18 protein-coding genes, 2 pseudogenes and 1 riboswitch are annotated in these 18303 nt (G+C 35.8%); of the genes and pseudogenes, 16 read left to right on the top strand and 4 right to left on the bottom strand.

Annotation, left to right across the window (positions count from 1 at the left end):
- Nucleotides 1–6 precede the first annotated feature (6 nt).
- Nucleotides 7–382, bottom strand: a pseudogene (locus tag ACQKM9_RS12575) (transposase); the annotation flags it as partial.
- Between the two features lie 325 nt (nt 383–707).
- Here ACQKM9_RS12575 and ACQKM9_RS12580 point away from each other — a divergent pair.
- The 9 genes from ACQKM9_RS12580 to ACQKM9_RS12620 all read left to right on the top strand — a co-directional run bounded on the left by ACQKM9_RS12580 (nt 708) and on the right by ACQKM9_RS12620 (nt 9546).
- On the top strand, nt 708–1928 hold the full coding sequence (locus ACQKM9_RS12580; protein ID WP_427734685.1) for a substrate-binding domain-containing protein: 1221 nt from the start codon (nt 708–710) through the stop codon (nt 1926–1928).
- A 95-nt stretch (nt 1929–2023) separates the two neighbouring features.
- The gene (locus tag ACQKM9_RS12585; protein ID WP_427734686.1) at nt 2024–2797 is read left to right on the top strand and encodes an ABC transporter ATP-binding protein; all 774 of its coding nucleotides are present in this window, start codon (nt 2024–2026) and stop codon (nt 2795–2797) included.
- A complete protein-coding gene (locus ACQKM9_RS12590; RefSeq protein WP_427734687.1) occupies nt 2775–3482 on the top strand; it encodes an ABC transporter ATP-binding protein in 708 nt (235 codons plus the stop codon). Before ACQKM9_RS12585 ends, ACQKM9_RS12590 begins: the two co-directional genes overlap by 23 nt.
- A 12-nt stretch (nt 3483–3494) precedes the next feature.
- Nucleotides 3495–4361, top strand: a complete 867-nt coding sequence (locus tag ACQKM9_RS12595) for a branched-chain amino acid ABC transporter permease (RefSeq protein WP_427734688.1) — start codon at nt 3495–3497, stop codon at nt 4359–4361.
- Between the two features lie 2 nt (nt 4362–4363).
- Nucleotides 4364–5395, top strand: a complete 1032-nt coding sequence (locus tag ACQKM9_RS12600; protein ID WP_427734689.1) for a branched-chain amino acid ABC transporter permease — start codon at nt 4364–4366, stop codon at nt 5393–5395.
- Entirely contained in the window at nt 5392–6417 is a 1026-nt protein-coding gene (locus tag ACQKM9_RS12605) for a 3-oxoacyl-ACP synthase (RefSeq protein ID WP_427734690.1), read from the top strand. The genes ACQKM9_RS12600 and ACQKM9_RS12605 overlap by 4 nt, the downstream gene beginning before the upstream one ends.
- Nucleotides 6414–7310: an alpha/beta fold hydrolase gene (locus ACQKM9_RS12610; RefSeq protein ID WP_427734691.1), complete on the top strand. Its 897-nt coding sequence runs from the start codon at nt 6414–6416 to the stop codon at nt 7308–7310. Before ACQKM9_RS12605 ends, ACQKM9_RS12610 begins: the two co-directional genes overlap by 4 nt.
- Before the next feature lie 13 nt (nt 7311–7323).
- Nucleotides 7324–8064, top strand: a complete 741-nt coding sequence (gene fabG / locus ACQKM9_RS12615; RefSeq protein ID WP_427734692.1) for a 3-oxoacyl-ACP reductase FabG — start codon at nt 7324–7326, stop codon at nt 8062–8064.
- 12 nt (nt 8065–8076) lie between these two features.
- Nucleotides 8077–9546 (top strand): class I adenylate-forming enzyme family protein, encoded by a 1470-nt coding sequence (locus tag ACQKM9_RS12620; protein ID WP_427734693.1) that lies wholly within the window; start codon nt 8077–8079, stop codon nt 9544–9546.
- A 150-nt stretch (nt 9547–9696) separates the two neighbouring features.
- On the opposite strand, the gene ACQKM9_RS12625 is transcribed toward ACQKM9_RS12620, so the two are convergent.
- Entirely contained in the window at nt 9697–9909 is a 213-nt protein-coding gene (locus ACQKM9_RS12625) for a hypothetical protein (protein WP_427734694.1), read from the bottom strand.
- Nucleotides 9910–9928: 19 nt separating this feature from the next.
- Nucleotides 9929–10137 (bottom strand): annotated as a pseudogene (locus ACQKM9_RS12630) (hypothetical protein).
- A 678-nt stretch (nt 10138–10815) separates the two neighbouring features.
- A riboswitch (cobalamin riboswitch) is annotated at nt 10816–11002 on the top strand.
- Nucleotides 11003–11156: 154 nt separating this feature from the next.
- Here ACQKM9_RS12630 and nikA point away from each other — a divergent pair.
- Genes nikA through ACQKM9_RS12655 form a run of 5 tightly spaced genes read left to right on the top strand, consistent with a single transcriptional unit; the run spans nt 11157 to nt 16381 of the window.
- Nucleotides 11157–12779 (top strand): nickel ABC transporter substrate-binding protein, encoded by a 1623-nt coding sequence (gene nikA, locus ACQKM9_RS12635; RefSeq protein WP_427734695.1) that lies wholly within the window; start codon nt 11157–11159, stop codon nt 12777–12779.
- A gap of 39 nt (nt 12780–12818) precedes the next feature.
- The gene (gene nikB, locus ACQKM9_RS12640) at nt 12819–13757 is read left to right on the top strand and encodes a nickel ABC transporter permease (RefSeq protein ID WP_427734696.1); all 939 of its coding nucleotides are present in this window, start codon (nt 12819–12821) and stop codon (nt 13755–13757) included.
- Nucleotides 13754–14590, top strand: coding sequence for a nickel transporter permease (nikC, locus tag ACQKM9_RS12645; RefSeq protein ID WP_427734697.1), 837 nt, complete (start codon nt 13754–13756; stop codon nt 14588–14590). The genes nikB and nikC overlap by 4 nt, the downstream gene beginning before the upstream one ends.
- 15 nt (nt 14591–14605) lie before the next feature.
- Nucleotides 14606–15583 carry an ABC transporter ATP-binding protein gene (locus tag ACQKM9_RS12650; RefSeq protein ID WP_427734698.1) on the top strand — a complete coding sequence of 326 codons (978 nt, stop codon included), beginning with the start codon at nt 14606–14608 and terminating at the stop codon, nt 15581–15583.
- Between the two features lie 3 nt (nt 15584–15586).
- Nucleotides 15587–16381, top strand: coding sequence for an ATP-binding cassette domain-containing protein (locus tag ACQKM9_RS12655; protein WP_427734699.1), 795 nt, complete (start codon nt 15587–15589; stop codon nt 16379–16381).
- Between the two features lie 270 nt (nt 16382–16651).
- On the opposite strand, the gene ACQKM9_RS12660 is transcribed toward ACQKM9_RS12655, so the two are convergent.
- On the bottom strand, nt 16652–16969 hold the full coding sequence (locus tag ACQKM9_RS12660) for a hypothetical protein (RefSeq protein ID WP_427734700.1): 318 nt from the start codon (nt 16967–16969) through the stop codon (nt 16652–16654).
- A 79-nt stretch (nt 16970–17048) separates the two neighbouring features.
- On the opposite strand from ACQKM9_RS12660, the gene ACQKM9_RS12665 reads away from it, so the two are divergent.
- Both ACQKM9_RS12665 and ACQKM9_RS12670 read left to right on the top strand, forming a co-directional pair.
- Nucleotides 17049–17582 carry a DUF6886 family protein gene (locus ACQKM9_RS12665; protein WP_427734701.1) on the top strand — a complete coding sequence of 178 codons (534 nt, stop codon included), beginning with the start codon at nt 17049–17051 and terminating at the stop codon, nt 17580–17582.
- A 16-nt stretch (nt 17583–17598) separates the two neighbouring features.
- Nucleotides 17599–18297, top strand: coding sequence for a Type 1 glutamine amidotransferase-like domain-containing protein (locus ACQKM9_RS12670; protein WP_427734702.1), 699 nt, complete (start codon nt 17599–17601; stop codon nt 18295–18297).
- Nucleotides 18298–18303: the final 6 nt, after the last annotated feature.

Genomic DNA, 18303 nt, shown 5'->3' on the forward strand with positions numbered 1-18303 from the left:
ATTTCCTTATTCTTCATTTAATAGCTTCCAGATACGTTTCAGATTCACCGCAAATATTGTTGTAGCTCCTTGGACTTCCAGGCCAAATAAACCTGCCGATTTTCCGTATTGTAGACATGCGGATTTTTTAACTCTTTATTCTTCGCTTCAATTTTATAGCGCTTTTTCGCTAAGTCTTTGAATCTTTCCATTTCTTGAAAAGCTGCTTGTTCTTCATGTTCGGTTGATTTTATGGAAACTGAATACGATTGCTTTTGGCACCGTCTTTATAACAGCCATCTTGTAATGGACAAACCTAACATTTTTCTATGTCAAAGTAATACGTTTGTGTTTGATTTTTACCTACGTCTTTTTTATTCGTTCTCGCTTTTCGAAGCGCCATAAGCTAGTTGATTGGAGTGCAGGCGGCAATTCCTTGGGGAACTAGCGAACATCTTGAGACCCCACAGGAGCGTTAGTGACGAAGGGGCTCAAGGTTCGTCCCGAGGAAAGCGTCCGCCCGAACGGAAATTAACGGCATCCAAGAAAAAGCCATGGGAGAAACGATTAATCGATTCCGCCATGGCTTAAATTCATTTTGGGACTTTTCAGTGCCCTCTGTGAACACGTAGGGTCCTTTTTCTTTGTAACTAATTTGTAACTAGGATTAGATATGATACTTCTACAGCAAGATGAAAGCGCTTTAAAAATAAGAGGGAGGTATTTAAATGAAAAAATGGTTGGCGATGCTATTAGTAGCAGTAACGCTTTTACTCGCTGCATGTGGAAGTGACAAGAAAACAAGTGGATCCTCTTCGGAACAGGATGAAAAAGAAGGAGGGACAATTAAGGTTGGTGTATTGGCCTCTTTATCTGGAGCATTAGAGTCTTATGGAAAACAAACAAAACAAGGCTTTGAACTAGGGTTAGATTATGCAACAAATGGCAAGATGGAGGTTGCAGGTAAGAAAATTGAAGTTGTTTGGGAGGATACTGAAACTAAACCAGAAGTAGCAGTGCAAAAAGCAACAAAGTTATTAGAAGATGATGGGGTAGATTTCTTAGTAGGTTCATCTAGTTCTGGAGATACATTAGCTGTCTTACCACTAGCTGAAGAATACGAGAAAATTATGATTGTAGAACCAGCTGTTGCAGATAGTATTACTGGCGCTGAGTTCAACCCATTTATCTTCCGTACAGCAAGAAATTCTTCTCAAGACGCTTATGCAGCAGCAGCGGCGATTGCTAAAAAAGGAACAAAAATTGCAACATTTGCACCGGATTATTCTTTCGGTTGGGATGGAGTTAAGGCTTTTAAAGCAGCTGCAGAAAAGTTAGGAGCAGAAGTTGTTTTAGAAGAATATGCTGATCCAGCTGCAACAGATTTCACATCTAACTTACAGAAAGTTGTGAAGGCAAAACCTGAATATCTATTTGTTGTATGGGCTGGTACGAATTCACCTTGGAATCAAATTGCAGATCTTAAGTTAACAGAAAAAGGTATAAAAATTTCGACAGGTGCACCTGATATTGCCGCTCTTCAATTGATGAAGCCCCTTGTAGGCATGGAAGGATTCTCAGTATATTATCATACATTACCAAAAAACAAAGTGAATGATTGGTTAGTAGAAGAGCATAAAAAACGTTTTAACAATGAAGTGCCAGACTTATTTACACCAGGTGGATTTTCATCTGCTGTTGCTATTGTTGAGGCGTTAAAAAAATCAGATGGTAATGCAGATGGTAATACGCTTATTCCATTAATGGAAAGTATGTCTTTTGAGACACCGAAAGGGAAAATGACGTTCCGTAAAGAGGATCACCAAGCATTACAACCTATGTATTCTATTAAACTTGAAGAACAAAAAGGTGTTGACTACCCTGTTCCGGTATTAATTCGTGAACTAACACCTGACGAAACAGCTCCGCCAATTCAAAATAAAAAATAAATATACGAGAGTTCAGACCATAAATTTGGCCTGGCTCTCTTAAAAACTTTTTACATAAGAAGTTTTTAAGAGAGCTAGACTTAGGAGGAATGAGGATGGAACCTATCATTAGGACAGAAAATTTAAGTATTCAATTTGGGGGGCATCGTGCAGTTGATGGCGTGAATTTTCAAATGCAGGCAAAGCATTTCAAATCTATTATTGGTCCAAATGGTGCAGGAAAGACTACTTTTTTCAACCTACTAAGTGGTGAATTGAAACCAACAGAGGGAGAAATTTTTTTAAAAGGGGAATCGTTAGCAAATGATTCGTCTATCGAACGTACACGAAAAGGACTTGGTCGCTCTTTTCAGATCACAAATGTCTTTCCAAATCTTACAGTCTTGGAGAATGTTAGACTTGCAGTGCAATCTCGTGAAAAGGTAAGGTTTAACTTTTATAAACACTATTTGCAGTATAAATCGATTACCAACGAAGCAGTAGAAATATTGGGTCAAGTATTGCTTGATAACAAAGTGAATGCAGTTGCAAGTCAACTATCTCATGGTGAAAAACGTAAACTAGAAATTGCGATGTTACTCGCTCTAAATACGGAAATCTTACTATTGGATGAACCAACTGCTGGTATGTCTTTAGAGGAAGTACCGGCTATCTTAGAGGTAATACGCTCAATAAAGGAACAAGGAGACAAAACCATACTTCTCATTGAGCATAAGATGGATATGATTTTAGATCTTTCAGATTCGATCATGGTGCTCTTTAATGGGAAGCTTTTAGCAGATGGAACGCCTTCAGAAATTATGGACAATGAAACCGTACAAAACGCGTATTTAGGAGGGCTATACGATGAACAGCTTATTAAACCTTGATCAGCTTCAAACACATATTGGACAATATCATATTTTACAAGGGATTCAATTTGAAGCAATAGAAGGGGAAGTATCGGTATTGCTTGGTAGAAATGGAGCGGGTAAAACAACTACTTTAAAAACCATAATGGGTTTGACACCTGCTTCCCACGGAAAAGTTATGTATGAAGGGCAAGACATTACAAAACGAAAGCCTTATGATATTGCCAATCTAGGTATTGGTTATGTTCCAGAAGATCAAGGTATATTTAAGGACTTAACAGTGGAAGAAAATATGAAAGTTGCAATCCGAAAAGAGACAGATGAAGTATATGAAAAACAGGCATATATATTAGAGTTATTTCCCGATTTGAAAAAGTTTTGGAAAAAGGCTGGGGGGCATTTATCCGGGGGGCAGAAGCAAATGCTGTCTATGGCAAGAGCATTTGTAAATGACAGTAAACTCTTATTGATAGATGAGCCTTCAAAGGGATTAGCTCCAATCGTTGTAGAAAAAGTAATGGAAGCTATTACAGAAATGAAAAAGAAAACAACGATTATTCTTGTTGAACAGAATTTTATTATGGCCAGTCGGATTGGTGATACCTATACATTAATAGATGATGGAAAAACTGTTCATTCAGGATCTATGGCTGAATTGATTGGAGATGAAGAATTGAAACGGAAATACTTAGGAATTGGTTAGGGGGAATCGAGTATGGATTTATTTATCAGTTTATTTATAAATGGTTTAGCCACAGGTATGTTGATTTTTTTATTAGCAGCTGGATTGACACTTATTTTCGGATTAATGGACGTCTTAAACTTTGCCCATGGGGGACTTTTTGTTTGGGGAGCTTATTCTGGAATCTTTGTTTATACATGGTCAGGGAGTTTTATAGTCGGAATACTAGGTGCGATTGTAACAGGGTTTCTCCTAGGGTGGATCACGGAAAAATTAATCATTACACCCGTATATGGCAATCATGTACAACAAATTTTAATAACGCTTGGATTTATGCTAGTACTATCAGAATGTATTAAGGTTGTTTTTGGACCTAATAGTATTCCTGTAGATGTGCCTTCATATTTAGCAGGTAGCTGGGAAATCGGTGAAGTAATTGTGATTAAATATCGTATTTTTATTATCGTTATTGGGCTTATTATTTTCGGAATATTCCAATATGTATTAAAGAAAACAAAAATCGGTTTAATCGTACGTGCTGGTGTGATGGATAAAGAAATGGTGCAAGCATTGGGTATTAATATTAAACGTGTTTTTTTATTCGTTTTCATGACCGGTTCAGCAATGGCAGCATTCGGCGGAATGCTTATGGCTCCGTACTCGGGCGTAATATACGCAGAGATGGGAATGGAATATGCCATTTTAGGATTTATCGTTGTAGTAATAGGAGGGATGGGAAGTTTCTCTGGTTCATTAATGGCAGCAATTCTAGTGGGGCTTGCGGGTAGTTTCATGGCGTACTATGTTCCATATTTATCATTAGCGGTCAATATGATTTTGATGGCTATTGTATTAATCTTCCGTCCACAAGGCTTATTCACAAATGCGAAGGAGGGCTAAAAATGAGACAGGAAAAATACTTTTCTCTTAAAAATTTGACATTCTTGATAATTATAATAGCACTCATTTTCTTTCCCTATGTTGCAGATTCTAGAACGTTAACGATACTAATGACCCAAATATTTATTTTCAGTATATTAGCTATGAGTTATGATATTTTACTCGGTTATACAGGAATTGTGTCGTTTGGGCATGCTATGTTTTTTGGAATAGGCGCTTATATAACGGCCATTTTACTTAGTACTTATAACAATACTATGATGATTTTCCTCATTTCGATTATAGTAGGTATGATTTTTGCTGGTATTGTTAGTTTCCTAGTTGGGCTCCTGACACTGCGTTTAAAGAGCCATTTCTTTGCCATGTTGACATTGGCGATTTCAGGTTTGTTTTTAGTTGTAGCGGAGAAATGGCGTACTGTTACAAAAGGGAATGACGGATTTACTTTCAGAGCTCCGGATGTATTCAGAGATCGTGTTATCTTTTATTTCTTCGTCTTAGTCTGTCTTGTTGTCGTATTCCTTGTACTTAGACGATTTGTAAATTCGCCATTAGGTAAAGTACTAATTGCTGTACGAGAAAACGAACAAAGGACACGATCATTAGGATTCAGAACATTACACTACAAGGTGACAGCTTCAGTAGTAGCTGGTGTCGTTGCTAGTCTGTCAGGATCACTCTATGCAATATCTCTTCGCTTTGTCAATACAAGTGTAATGTCAATGGATATAACATTAGATGCACTGTTAATGACGATAATTGGTGGAGTTGGTACACTTATCGGGCCAATAGTTGGCAGTTTAGTGATTGAAACTGCTCAACATTATCTATCAGGTTTAGCTAATGACTATCCGATTTTTGAACGCTGGATTATCTTCTTTGGAATGCTCTATATTTTAGCAGTCATCTTCTTCCCAAAAGGCATTGTTGGTACTGTATATGTGAAATATTTGACTTGGAAATCGAAGAAAGCCAAAACCCAACTGCCTACGCAATCTGTACCTTTGGTCAAGGATAAGGAGCGATTTGAATGAATATAGGGATTGTAAGTACCGGAATCTATTTACCTAAAAACCGTATGACCTTTGAAGAGATTAGTCAAAAATCGAATATTCCAGTTGATATTGTTAAAACAAAATTGGGTATTATTGAAAAGACGATTGCTGGACCAGAAGATCATACAGTGCAAATGGCAGTTTGGGCTGCCAAAAGAGCCTTAGAAAAGACAAATTTATCTCCACGAGATATTGATGTCATTATTTATATCGGTGAGGAACATAAAGAATATCCACTGTGGACAGCAGCTATTAAAATCCAAGAAGAAATTGGTGCTTTAAATGCATGGTCATTCGATGTACAGCTTCGATGTGGAACGACGATAATGGCGATGAAAGTTGCAAAAAGCTTAATGCTAGCTAATGAAGATGTTCGTACTATCTTACTTGCAGGAGGATATCGAAACCATGATTTCATCGATTATACAAATGATCGAACACGTTTCATGTATAACTTAGGCGCTGGCGGAGGAGCTATGATTCTACAAAAAGATGTGAAAGAAAATATCGTTCTTGAAAGTGATTTGATAACGGACGGATCTTTTTCAGAAGATGTTGTTGTACCGGTTGGTGGAACAAAAAAACCATTGACCCCTGAATTACTACAAGCAGGTGCATATAAATTAGATGTGCTAGACCCTGAAGGCATGAAGACACGTCTTGAGCAAAAGTCATTGAGTAACTTTTTAAAGGTAATCCGCCAATCTTTATCGAAGAGTGGATATGACGAATCTCAATTGGATTATATTGCTATGCTTCATATGAAAAAGTCAGCACATGATTATGTACTTCATTCACTAGGGCTAGACGAATCACAGTCAATTTATTTATCACATTACGGACATATCGGTCAGATTGATCAAATTTTATCCTTAGAGTTAGCTTTAGAAAAAGGGAAAATAAAAAACGGAGATATTATCACGCTTGTTAGCGCAGGTATTGGTTATGCATGGGGGGCAGTAACAATTAGATGGGGAACTCATGAGGAGGAGATTGTATGACATTGCAACAAGACGTATTAAAAAAAGTGCGGTTATCTAACGGAGAAACAATAGCTTATCGTGAAAGAGCTGGTGGAGATGAGCTTATAATTCTTATTCATGGCAATATGACATCTTCAAAACATTGGGATGTACTAATGGAAGAACTTGATGGACGATTTACAATTCTATCACCAGATTTAAGAGGATTCGGTCAATCATCTTACCATAAACGAGTGTCACAAATTCGTGACTTTAGCGAAGACTTAAAGCTATGGGTTGATGCTCTCGGGTTAAAAGATTTTACTTTAGTAGGTTGGTCTACTGGGGGCGCTGTTGCAATGCAATTTTGTGCGGATTATCCCGGATTATGTCATAAATTAGTCCTACTAGCTTCCGCTTCAACAAGAGGTTATGCATTTTATGCGTCGAATCCGGATGGTTCACCTAATCTATTAAAGAGAATACTTACTCTAGAAGAAGTTGAAAAAGATTCCGTAAAAACTGTACCTATGCAAAATTTATATGATAGTGGGAATCGTGAGGGATTAAAAGCAGTTTGGAATGCGCTTATTTATACGCATAAGCAACCATCAGAACTGCAGTATGAAGCCTATATAGATGATATGTTGACACAGCGTAATCTTGCAGATGTATATCATGTGTTAAATACTTTCAATATTAGTTCTAAGAAGAATGAAGTAAGTCATGGACAAAACGAAGTAGCGAAAATCCAAATACCTACACTAATTATTTATGGTGATCGTGATTACGTAGTACCTGAGACTATGACAAAAGAGATAATAGAAGATTTTGAGGGACGTGCAAAAGTAGTAAAACTGAGCGACAGTGGTCATTCACCATTAATAGATGATTTAACACAACTAGTTAATCAGATTGAACTATTTATATAATGGAGGAATTGGAATGAGATTGCAAAATAAAGTGGCAATGATTACAGGTGGAGCTAGTGGAATTGGTTTAGCAGCAGTAAAACGATTTGCAGAAGAAGGAGCAATAGTTATTATTGCGGATTACAACGAAGAAGCAGGATATAAAGTTGAAGCGAAATACCTTGAAGATGACTATGATGTAGCTTTCTATCCCATCAATGTAACTAAACGTGAAAGCGTCAATAATGTAATTGCAAAAGTGATTAGCAAATATAATAAGATTGATATTTTAGTAAATAATGCGGGTATTACAAATGATGCAATGCTTTCAAAAATGACGGAAGAACAGTTTGATCAAGTAATCGATGTAAATTTAAAAGGTGTTTTCAATTGCACTCAAGCAGTTACTCCAGCTATGGTAGCACAAGGCTATGGGAAAATTATAAACACATCATCTGTCAGCGGTGTCTACGGCAATGTTGGTCAAACAAATTATGCAGCTACAAAAGCAGCTATTGTTGGGATGACTAAAACTTGGGCAAAAGAACTAGGTAGAAAAGGAATTAATGTCAATGCAGTTGCACCAGGTTTTACTAGAACACCAATGGTTGAAAAAATGCCATCTAAAGTATTAGAGAAAATGGAATCCATCGTTTCTTTACAACGTTTAGCGGCACCAGAAGATATTGCCAATGCTTACCTATTTTTAGCTTCAGAAGAAGCAAGCTATATTACAGGCCATGTATTACAGGTTGATGGTGGAATTATGATGTAAGGGGGAGAAGTTATGCATAGTGAGCAATCATGGATATTAAAAAAAGCTGCCATTACCCCCAAAAAAACATCGTTGATTGATATTGCTACGAACAGGAGCTGGTCCTATAAACAATTGGGCTATGAAGTGAAAAAGTGGGCTATGTTTCTAAAAAACTGCGGTCTACAAAAAGGTGATCGGGTCGCCGTGATTGCGGAAAATAGAATTGATCTATTTGCCATTCTTTTTGCATGTGCCATCGGTGGTTACATCTATGTTCCCTTAAACTGGAGATTAAGTCATTCAGAACTTGACTATATTCTTGACGATTGTACACCAGCCTTAATACTATATGAAGATCAATTTATGAAGCTTATAGCTAATAACCCACATATGAAAGCATACCCAATTACAATAGAGATTGTAGCAGAGCACTTCAATGTACCAACAAATAATTGGAATTCGAAAGACGCATGGTTAATGATATATACTGGTGGGACAACTGGAAAGCCAAAGGGTGTAGTCTTATCATATGATGCGATAAATTGGAATGCCTTCAATACTATTATTAGTTGGAATATTAGTAGTGATGATTGCACATTAAATTATATGCCATTATTTCATACGGGAGGATTGAATGCATTATCAATTCCAATATTAATGGCTGGAGGTACAGTTGTAATAGGAAATAAATTCAATCCCCAAGAAGCAATCCAGTCATTGAATAGTTACAGCACAACAATTTCGTTATTTGTCCCGACAATGTATCAATCTATGATTGATACAGAAGAATTCAAGAAAACAAGTTTTCCTAGTATAAAAGTATTTTTATCAGGTGGAGCTCCATGTCCCATCACTGTGCATAAAACCTTCTTACAAAAGGGAGTACCATTTAAAGAGGGTTATGGATTAACCGAAGCTGGTCCCAATAATTTTGTTATTCAACCAGAGGAGGCCGCAATAAAACTAGGATCTGTCGGAAAGTGTATGCAATTTAATGAAGTTAAAATTCAAGCTCCGAATGGTCGAGAATGCAGACGTGATGAAGTAGGAGAACTATATATTAAAGGAAAGCATATGTTCAGCGAATATTGGAAGAATCCACAAGAGACAGCTAAAACTATTATTAATGGATGGCTTCGTACTGGTGATTTAGCGAAGATGGATCAGGACGGGGATATTTATATCGTAGGACGAGTAAAAGAAATGATTATTTCAGGAGGGGAAAATGTCTATCCTCAAGAGGTGGAACAATGTATTATTACTCATCCAAAGGTGAAAGAGGTCGCAGTTATAGGAATTGCTGATTGTCACTGGGGTGAAATCGTTACGGCTTTTATCGTATCTGATGATGCATTTAATAATGTTAAAGAAATTCAAGACCTTTGTAGAAGTCATCTAGGTAGTTATAAAATCCCTCGGAATATTTATTTTATCCCTGAACTACCAAAAACACATGTAGGGAAAATTGATAAAAAGAAGCTTCAAACAATTCAAATGTAAACGGTCTGTTGATTATTAACGGGTTCGAAATTGAGGAGTAAAAATATAAATAACCATTAAGAAAGGGGTGCAATTAGCACCTCTTGTACATCTATTTTAGCGATTAAATTAGACCTAAATTGGTTATCTTTTGATAATCTCATTATTTCACTAAATTGTCTTTAATGCTTCCTGAAGTTTTTTCACTACCCTTGATAAACCTAATATTGAATTTGTTGTATCGAATTTTTCAATATCAAAGGAATGATTTGCATTTTGGACAATCTCTATCTTTAAATTTGAGTTACTTAATTGTTCAATTTTATTTGAATTGAAATGATAAAATAAACGAAGTGCCAACTTCTCTTTAATAGAAATCGGCACTTCGTTTATTCGCTATAAGTTATTGTGTCGCTTTTGGTGGTAGGCACACGTCACATTTACGTTGGTTATTATTTTTAAATTTCGTAAATGTTTTTCAAAGTTGCTATCACATGCACATTAAAATAGTAACTTTTGAGAAAAACCGTGATATTCCGTCGTTAGCAACTTACTTTCCGAATTGTTCTCAACAAATTCTTTAATTTTACCAATCGTCCATTGTTTATTCAATCTCTTACACCTCCATATTTCTCGCTATGCGGAGGCTTTTCTTGGCATCCGTTCAATTATAAGCAAAAGTAGTAATTATCTTAAGTTCCTCATTATTACATGAGCTGGTACTCAATTAAACAGATGGAGGTTATCTTATTAAACTAAACTGCCTCGTTAGTTGAATATCAGTAAGTTACAAATATATGTATATTACAAATTCTTCTAAATCCATTATTTAAAATAGTCGAATATGCTACTTAAAAAGCATCTGAGGATAGGTATTTTTGTTTCCACTTAATGATTTAACGATATTAGCTATTGTTAATCTGTTAATTACTATGTCAATTGCGAAAAAAACCTTATTTAGTAAACAATAATAAAAGGTTTAAATCATATGCGATTGGAATCCAAAATTGATACTTTAATTAGTTTTAGTACTCTTAAAGCGAACCAGTTATTTATAATCAGGTTATTTTTTATTGTTAAGCATAAATGTGGAATTTTCCACTTTAGGTGTAAGGCAATGTAACGTAACGTTTACAACCAGCAACGATATGTGTAACTGCAAAAAAAAACGTGCAAATTTTTGTGGTAAAACTTTTGAATAAAATTAAGTCTTAAAATTGATATAGCTTTAAGTTGTAATAACGAATATACTTTATATTAGGAAAACTTTTTTTATTTGCACAAAAAATTACATATAGTATTGGAATAGGTGTGTTCGTTTAAAACGAATACTTAATAGGGAAGTCGGTGAAAATCCGACATGGTCCCGCCGCTGTAAGGGTGAGTCTCATGCAAGAAAGTCACTGGATAATATCCGGGAAGACGCATGGAGGCTATGAACCTAAGTCAGAAGACCTGCCTGTTCTAAAAATGCTGATAAACCTACGGGAGATAGGGAGGTGTTAGAGTGCTAGGAGACAAAATTGTTCTGAAACTATAAGCATTGCTGACCTTTTTTATCGGGTTAGGAATGCTTTTTTGTTTGCCAATATTTTATGGTAATAAAATTTTATAGTTGAAGGTGAGAAAAAGTGTTATTCAAACGATCAAAATTATTAAGTCTTCTCTTTTTACTATTATTAATGTTCTTAACGAGTTGCAGTAATACTCCCAAAGGTTCAGAAACTACTTCACTTAAAGGTAATGAGAAAGTTGTTACATTTTCTATGACTGGAGATATAGGCGATTTAAATCCACATACATATTTTCCAAATGAGTTTTTTGCACAAGCAATGGTATATGAGCCCCTTGTGTATTACGGGAAGGGTGGGGATATTCAGCCTTGGTTAGCAAAGAGCTGGGATATTTCAAAAGACGGCAAAGAATATGTGTTCCATCTGAGAAAAGATGTAGAGTTTTCTGATGGCTCGAAATTTAATGCGGCAATTGTTAAGAAGAATTTCGATACGATTTTAAATAATCATAAACAACATGAATGGGTAGAGTTAATTAACCAAATTAAAGATACAGCAGTAGTGGATGAATATACTTTTAAGCTTACTTTGAACAATTCTTATTATCCAACTCTACAAGAATTAACATACATAAGACCTTTGAGATTTGTTGGAGAAGCTGCTTTTCCTGACAGCCAAGATACATTTAAGGATGGTCTTAAATCTCAAATTGGTACAGGGCCATGGGTACTGAGCGAATATAAGAAAAATGAATATGCATTATTCGAAAGAAATGAAAAGTACTGGGGTACTAAACCAAAAGTAGATAAGGTTGTTGTTAAGGTCATTACTGACGGAGAATCTAGAGTATTAGCATTTGAGAAAAATGAACTTGATTTTATTTTTGGTAATGGGGTCATCAGTCAAGATTCATTCCAATTTTTAAAGGATTCAGGGAAATATGAAACTAAGTTGTCAGAGCCTACAGCTACAAGAACGCTTCTTTTTAATACAAATAAAGAAGCAACTAAAGACCATAAAGTACGTTTAGCGCTGAACTATGCATTTAATAAACAGGCTGTGATCGATAATATTTTTTATGGTATGGAAAAAAAAGCAGATACATTGTTTCCACCTGTATTGGATTACACAAAAATTGACATAGATCCATATGAGTATGACACAGCAAAAGCAGAGCAGTTATTAGATAAAGCAGGGTGGAAAAAAATAGAGGGTAAACCGTTTAGAGAAAAAGACGGAAAAGAACTGCAGCTAGAATTCCTTTTTAATAGTACAGATAATATCCAAAAGTCGATCGCAGAATTTGTGCAAGGTGATTTTAGAAAACTAGGAATTGATATTAAGTTGAATAGTCAGGAAACTAATACTTTCTGGAAAACGGCATTCCAAGGCAATTACGACATATTATTTACCTCAACATGGGCCGTACCTTTTGATCCACATTCTTATTTAGCTTCAATTACAACAGATTCAGAAAATGGTGGTCCAGATTATACTGCTTTATTGGGGTTACCAGAGAAGAAAGAAATAGACGAGAAGATTAAAAAAGTGCTTTTAACTACAGATGAAAAAGAAAGAAAAATGTTGTATACCGATATTTTAACAACTTTGCATGAGCAAGCGGTATACTTACCGATATCTTATCAATCCAATGTAGCGGTTTATCATAAAAATATTAAAGGATTAGATTTTTTGCCTCAAGAAGCAGAGGTACCTTTAACTACAATAGATGTTGAATGATGGAAGGATTATTAATAACAACAACTTAAGGAGTACTACATGAGTTGGTTTATAGTTAAGCGTTTCGCAAGTCTTGTTCCAATATTATTAGGAATCTCAATTATCACTTTTATCTTACTGCACTTAATTCCTGGAGATCCAGCAGTAGCTTATTTAAGGTTATCGAATATTCCGCCTACTGATGAGGCTGTGGCTGCTCTTCGACTTGAGCTTGGATTAAATAAGCCTTTATATATCCAGTATTTTGAGTGGTTAGGAAATGTAATTCAACTTGATTTAGGGATTTCATTTGTGTCTAAGAATACAGTTTGGGACGAGATGTTGTTACATTTAGTTCCAACAATTCAACTAACATTAGCTGCGTTTTTCTTTATTGTAGTTATTAGCTTACCAATAGGAATGCTATCGGCTATCTACAAAGGAAAATGGATAGATCAATTTAGCAGAATAATAGCTTTTGTTAGTGTTTCTATGCCTACATTTTGGTTTGGTTTTCTATTAATCTATTTTTTATCATTAAAGTTAGATTTATTACCCGTTTTGGGGAGGGGGACACTAGAACATGTAGTGCTTCCTTCCTTAACGCTTGCTTTTGGCTATATTGGCACAAATATACGATTACTTCGAGCGAGTATGCTTGAAAATATAAATGAACCATTTGTTATATATGCAAGAGCGAGAGGTTTGCGTCAAGGGAAAATCATTAGTAGACATGTGTTAAAAAAGTCCCTCCTTCCTGTAGTGACTGGGCTAGGTATGAGTTTTGGAAATATGCTAGGTGGAGCAGTTATTGTTGAAACCATTTTCGCTTGGCCAGGAATGGGACAATTATTTGTCTCGTCCATTATAAATCAAGATTATCCAATGATCCAGGGCTGTGTATTATTTATGACTGTAATCTTTGTGGTCTGTAATCTTTTAGTTGACCTTACATATTCCTTACTAGACCCCCGTATTCGATTGGAGGGAGTGGAATGAGACCGATTGTAAAGTTGAATCGAAAGCTGATAAATCATAAGCTCATGACGATTAGCAGTATCATTATTTTACTTATGATTGGAGTAGCCCTCTTTGCTCCTTTTTTGGCTCCTAATGATCCGAACTTTGTTGATATCGCTCAGAAACTACAAGGCCCTTCCTCTCAGTTTCCATTAGGGACTGACCATTTAGGGAGATGTATATTATCGCGATTAATCTTTGGAACACAGACTTCGCTCGGAACAGCCATCCTTGTCATAGGATTTATGATGATGATTAGTGTTCCACTTGGCATTTTTGCAGGATATGTTGGTGGTAAGGTAGATTATCTCTTTATGAGAATCTGTGACATCCTCATGGCATTCCCAAGCTTTCTTCTTTCATTAGCTTTGGTTGGCATATTGGGGCCGGGGATTTTTAATCTAATTTTGGCAATGGTGCTTGTTCAATGGGTTTATTATGCTCGTGTCATTCGAGGAATGGTGCTCAGTGTTAAGGAACAAAACTTTATATTAGCAGCCAAAATATGTGGCACTCCAAAGTTTATCATAATTATGAAACACATTTTCCCTGCCATTATCTCTCAAGTTGTTGTATTAGTCTTTATGGACATCGGAGGAGTTATCTTAGCTATTTCTAGTCTTTCATTTTTAGGTCTTGGAGTACAACCTCCAGAGGCAGAGTGGGGAATGATGATTAATGATAGTAAACCATTTTTTAGAAATTACCCTTCATTGATGTTGTACCCGGGAATGATGGTTTTCATCGTTGTCATAGCCTTTAACGTATTCGGCGAGGCATTGAAGGATATGTTAGACCTGAAAAAGGGCTAAGGGGGAGGTCGTGGAATGAGACAACAACCGATACTAACTGTAAACAATTTAACTTTATCCGTATCAATAACCCATAAAGTGGTTCAACCAGTGCGTGATATCAATTTTACACTTGATCCAGGGAAAGTGTTAGGCCTTGTCGGCGAGAGTGGATCAGGGAAAACGTTGACTTGCCTGTCTTTGTTAAATCTTTTACCTGACAATGTAAAAGTAAAGCATGGAAGCATTAACTATAGAGATAAAGACCTTTTAAACTGTTCAAAAGAAGACGTAAGGAAAGTAAGGGGCTATGAGATTGCTATGATTATGCAAAATCCTATGATTGCCTTTAACCCTGTAAGAACAATTGAAAGCCATTTTATTGAAACAATTAGAACTCACTTGCCTATGACTAAGCGACAAGCGCGAAAAATGGCTGTGGAGTATTTAGAGAAAACCGACTTTACTAATCCAAAGACTGTATTAAAGCAATATCCATTTCAGCTAAGTGGTGGGATGTTGCAACGAGTTATGATTGCGATTACCATGTCCCTAACCCCCTCTATTTTAATTGCCGATGAACCGACAACTGCACTTGATGCAACAAATCAACTTCAAGTTTTAAAACAGTTGGATAAATTAAAGAAGGAATATAATACAGGCATTTTATTGGTATCACACGACTTTGGGGTGATTGCTCAATTAGCTGACGAAGTAGCTGTGATGTATGGTGGCTTTATTGTTGAAAAGGCTCCAATGATGAAATTATTCAATCAACCTATGCACCCATATACCCGTGTTTTATTAGAATCAAGGCCTGGATTAAAAAGAAGAAAGATACAAAGTGTTAGCACTTCAAGTACTAATTCAATTAATAATGAAAATATATGTCCATTTGTAAATCGATGCAAGGACGCAGACCATACATGTACAAGTTATAATCTTGAGTTTAAAAAGTTTGAAAAAGACCATCTAGTACGTTGCGTAAAGGTACAAGAAAGCATAGGTGACTGAAAAGTGAGCTTACTTGAATTGAAAGATATAAAGAAGACATATTCGCTTGGAAACTCTATTTTGGGGAAGCGTAAATCAGTTGAAGCCATTAAGGGTATCTCACTAACTTTAGAACAAGGAGTATGCTTGGGTATTGTCGGAGAAAGTGGATCAGGCAAAAGCACCCTTGGTAAAATTATTCTGGGCCTGGAAAAACCAGATCAAGGTGAGGTTTTATTTCAAGGAAAGCATCTTCATAGTTTAAAAGCAAAAGAATTAAAAGAGTTACGGCGTAATCTCCAAGTTGTTTTTCAAGATTGTTATAGCGCGGTTAATCCAAGACTAACAATCGGTGAAATTATTGCGGAGCCTATAAGAAATTATGAAAGACTTTCACCCACAGAAGAGCGAAAACAAGTAGAGGGGCTATTGGAGATAGTCGGTTTAAGGCTGGAAGATATGCATAAGTACCCTTCTCAGTTTAGTGGAGGGCAGTTACAAAGAATCAATATTGCTAGAGCCATTGCTCTTAAACCAAATTTAATCATACTTGATGAGGCTATAAGTGCTTTAGATGCTCTCGTCCAAGTACAAATTTTAAATCTGTTGGTACAATTAAAAGAGGATTTTCAACTGTCATATCTCTTTATTTCTCATGACCTACAGGCAGTTAATTACATAGCAGATCGAATAGCTGTAATGTATCAAGGTGAGGTTGTAGAATGGCTAGATGATATGGAAAAGCTAGAACAATTAAAACATCCTGTTTCTAAAAAGTTGATATCTTCTGTACTATCTCCTTATCCTGTGTTTTTTTGATATGGGGAAAAATAATCTTCAATTATTAAACAGTTATTCTACGAAGTTAAAAGCAGAAGATAATTAAAACCAATACTAAGCCAATTTGGTTTTGGCTGTAATATTTGCTTTAAAGTCTGGAAGTTACTAGAACAATCAAATAAAACGTAGTTAGATAGGGCTAAATCATGCCTCTCTAACTACGTTTTTTGTTGCAATAAACTACTAAAATGAACAGCACTAAAAGAAAGGTTTGTTACTCTGTATTAAACAAGACTACGGCATTATAGTTTACTGTTGTTTTTTTAAGTCGGGTTTAACATTCATAAATAGAGTGAAACCATCATTCATTTGTACTTGCTTTCGTAACTCGTTGAACTTATCCGTTAACTCTTGACCGGTATAACCTGCTTTTGTCAGTTGCTCCATAATGAGCGTTTTATATTTCTCGAAAACAGGATCAATAATTGGCGTAATAATTAGTGCCCCATTTACCTTAGAAATTTGAACCTCATCAATTAATGAAAACTCTTCATAAAACTCTTCTGGAATTTTAATCTCACGCTCTGTGGAAATTTTCACTTTTTTTGACTGGGCTTCATATCCCAACTCATTCACCCCTGTATTATGATATTCTAATAATAGGGCAAAATAGAATATTCTTACTAAAATTTAATGGGAGGTTAATATGAGACTTTTTCATGTAAGTGAAGAACAAAATATTGAGGTTTTTGAACCTAGAATCCCTTCTCGTCAGGATTTAGATCAGACAAAAAGACTTGTTTGGGCAATTAATGAAAAATGTCTACCGAATTTTTTGACTCCTAGGAATTGCCCCCGTGTTTGTTTTCATATTAATGCAGAGACAACAAAAGAAGATAAAACTCGATATCTTTCATCAAGCCCAAGCAATCATGTGGTAGTAATTGAAAACAAATGGCTACAAAAAATGAGAGATACAAAGCTATATTTATATGAATTTAATCCAATGGAATTTAACTTACTTGATGAAAATGCGGGGTATTATGTTAGCGAAAAGAAACAAGTTCCGATTAACTGTATAGAAATAAACGATTTGATTGAAGCGCTTATCAATCGAAATGTAGAACTAAAAACCGTAGATGGGCTATGGCAACTTCATGATGAGATTCAACATACGTCTTTGAGTTTCTCAATGTGCCGGATGAAATTTGCTACCCCTAGAGTCTCTAACAATAGTTGAATGGAGGATGAAAACAATGAAGCAAATTATTGCACTTGGTGGCGGTGGATTTTCAATGGAGCCTGAAAATACTTTGTTAGATTCATACATTCTCAAGCAATCGAAAGAGATTAACCCTAAAATCTGCTTTATACCTACAGCAAGTGGAGATGCTGATAATTACATAGCACGGTTTTATGATTTTTTTAAGACTCAAAATTGCAGACCAACGCATTTATCTTTGTTTAACCCACCAACGAGAGAGTTAGAAGAATTCATATTAGAAAAAGATATCATTTACGTAGGTGGGGGAAATACAAAAAATTTATTGATTTTATGGAGAGAATGGGGTCTAGATAGAATCTTGAAAAAAGCATGGGAAAAGGGTATTGTTCTTGCTGGTATTAGTGCAGGGGCTATTTGCTGGTTTGAAGAGGGCATTACAGATTCGTATGGAGATTGCCTCGAACCAATCCAATGTTTAGGATTTTTAAAAGGAAGTCATTGCCCACATTATGATGGAGAAAAAGATAGAAGACCATCTTACCATCATTTAATTGAATCACAACGCATCAAAGCAGGCATAGCAGCTGATGACGGTGTGGCGATTCATTACATTGATGATGAGATTGCTAAAATTGTTAGCTCAAGACCGAAAGTAAAAGCGTATAAAGTCTTTCTTGAAAATAAAGTTGCAGAGAAGCAATTACCAACCGAATTTCTTGGTGAACTTTAAAGAGTT

The organism is Viridibacillus sp. NPDC093762 (assembly GCF_050279675.1).
Lineage (GTDB): Bacteria > Bacillota > Bacilli > Bacillales_A > Planococcaceae > Viridibacillus.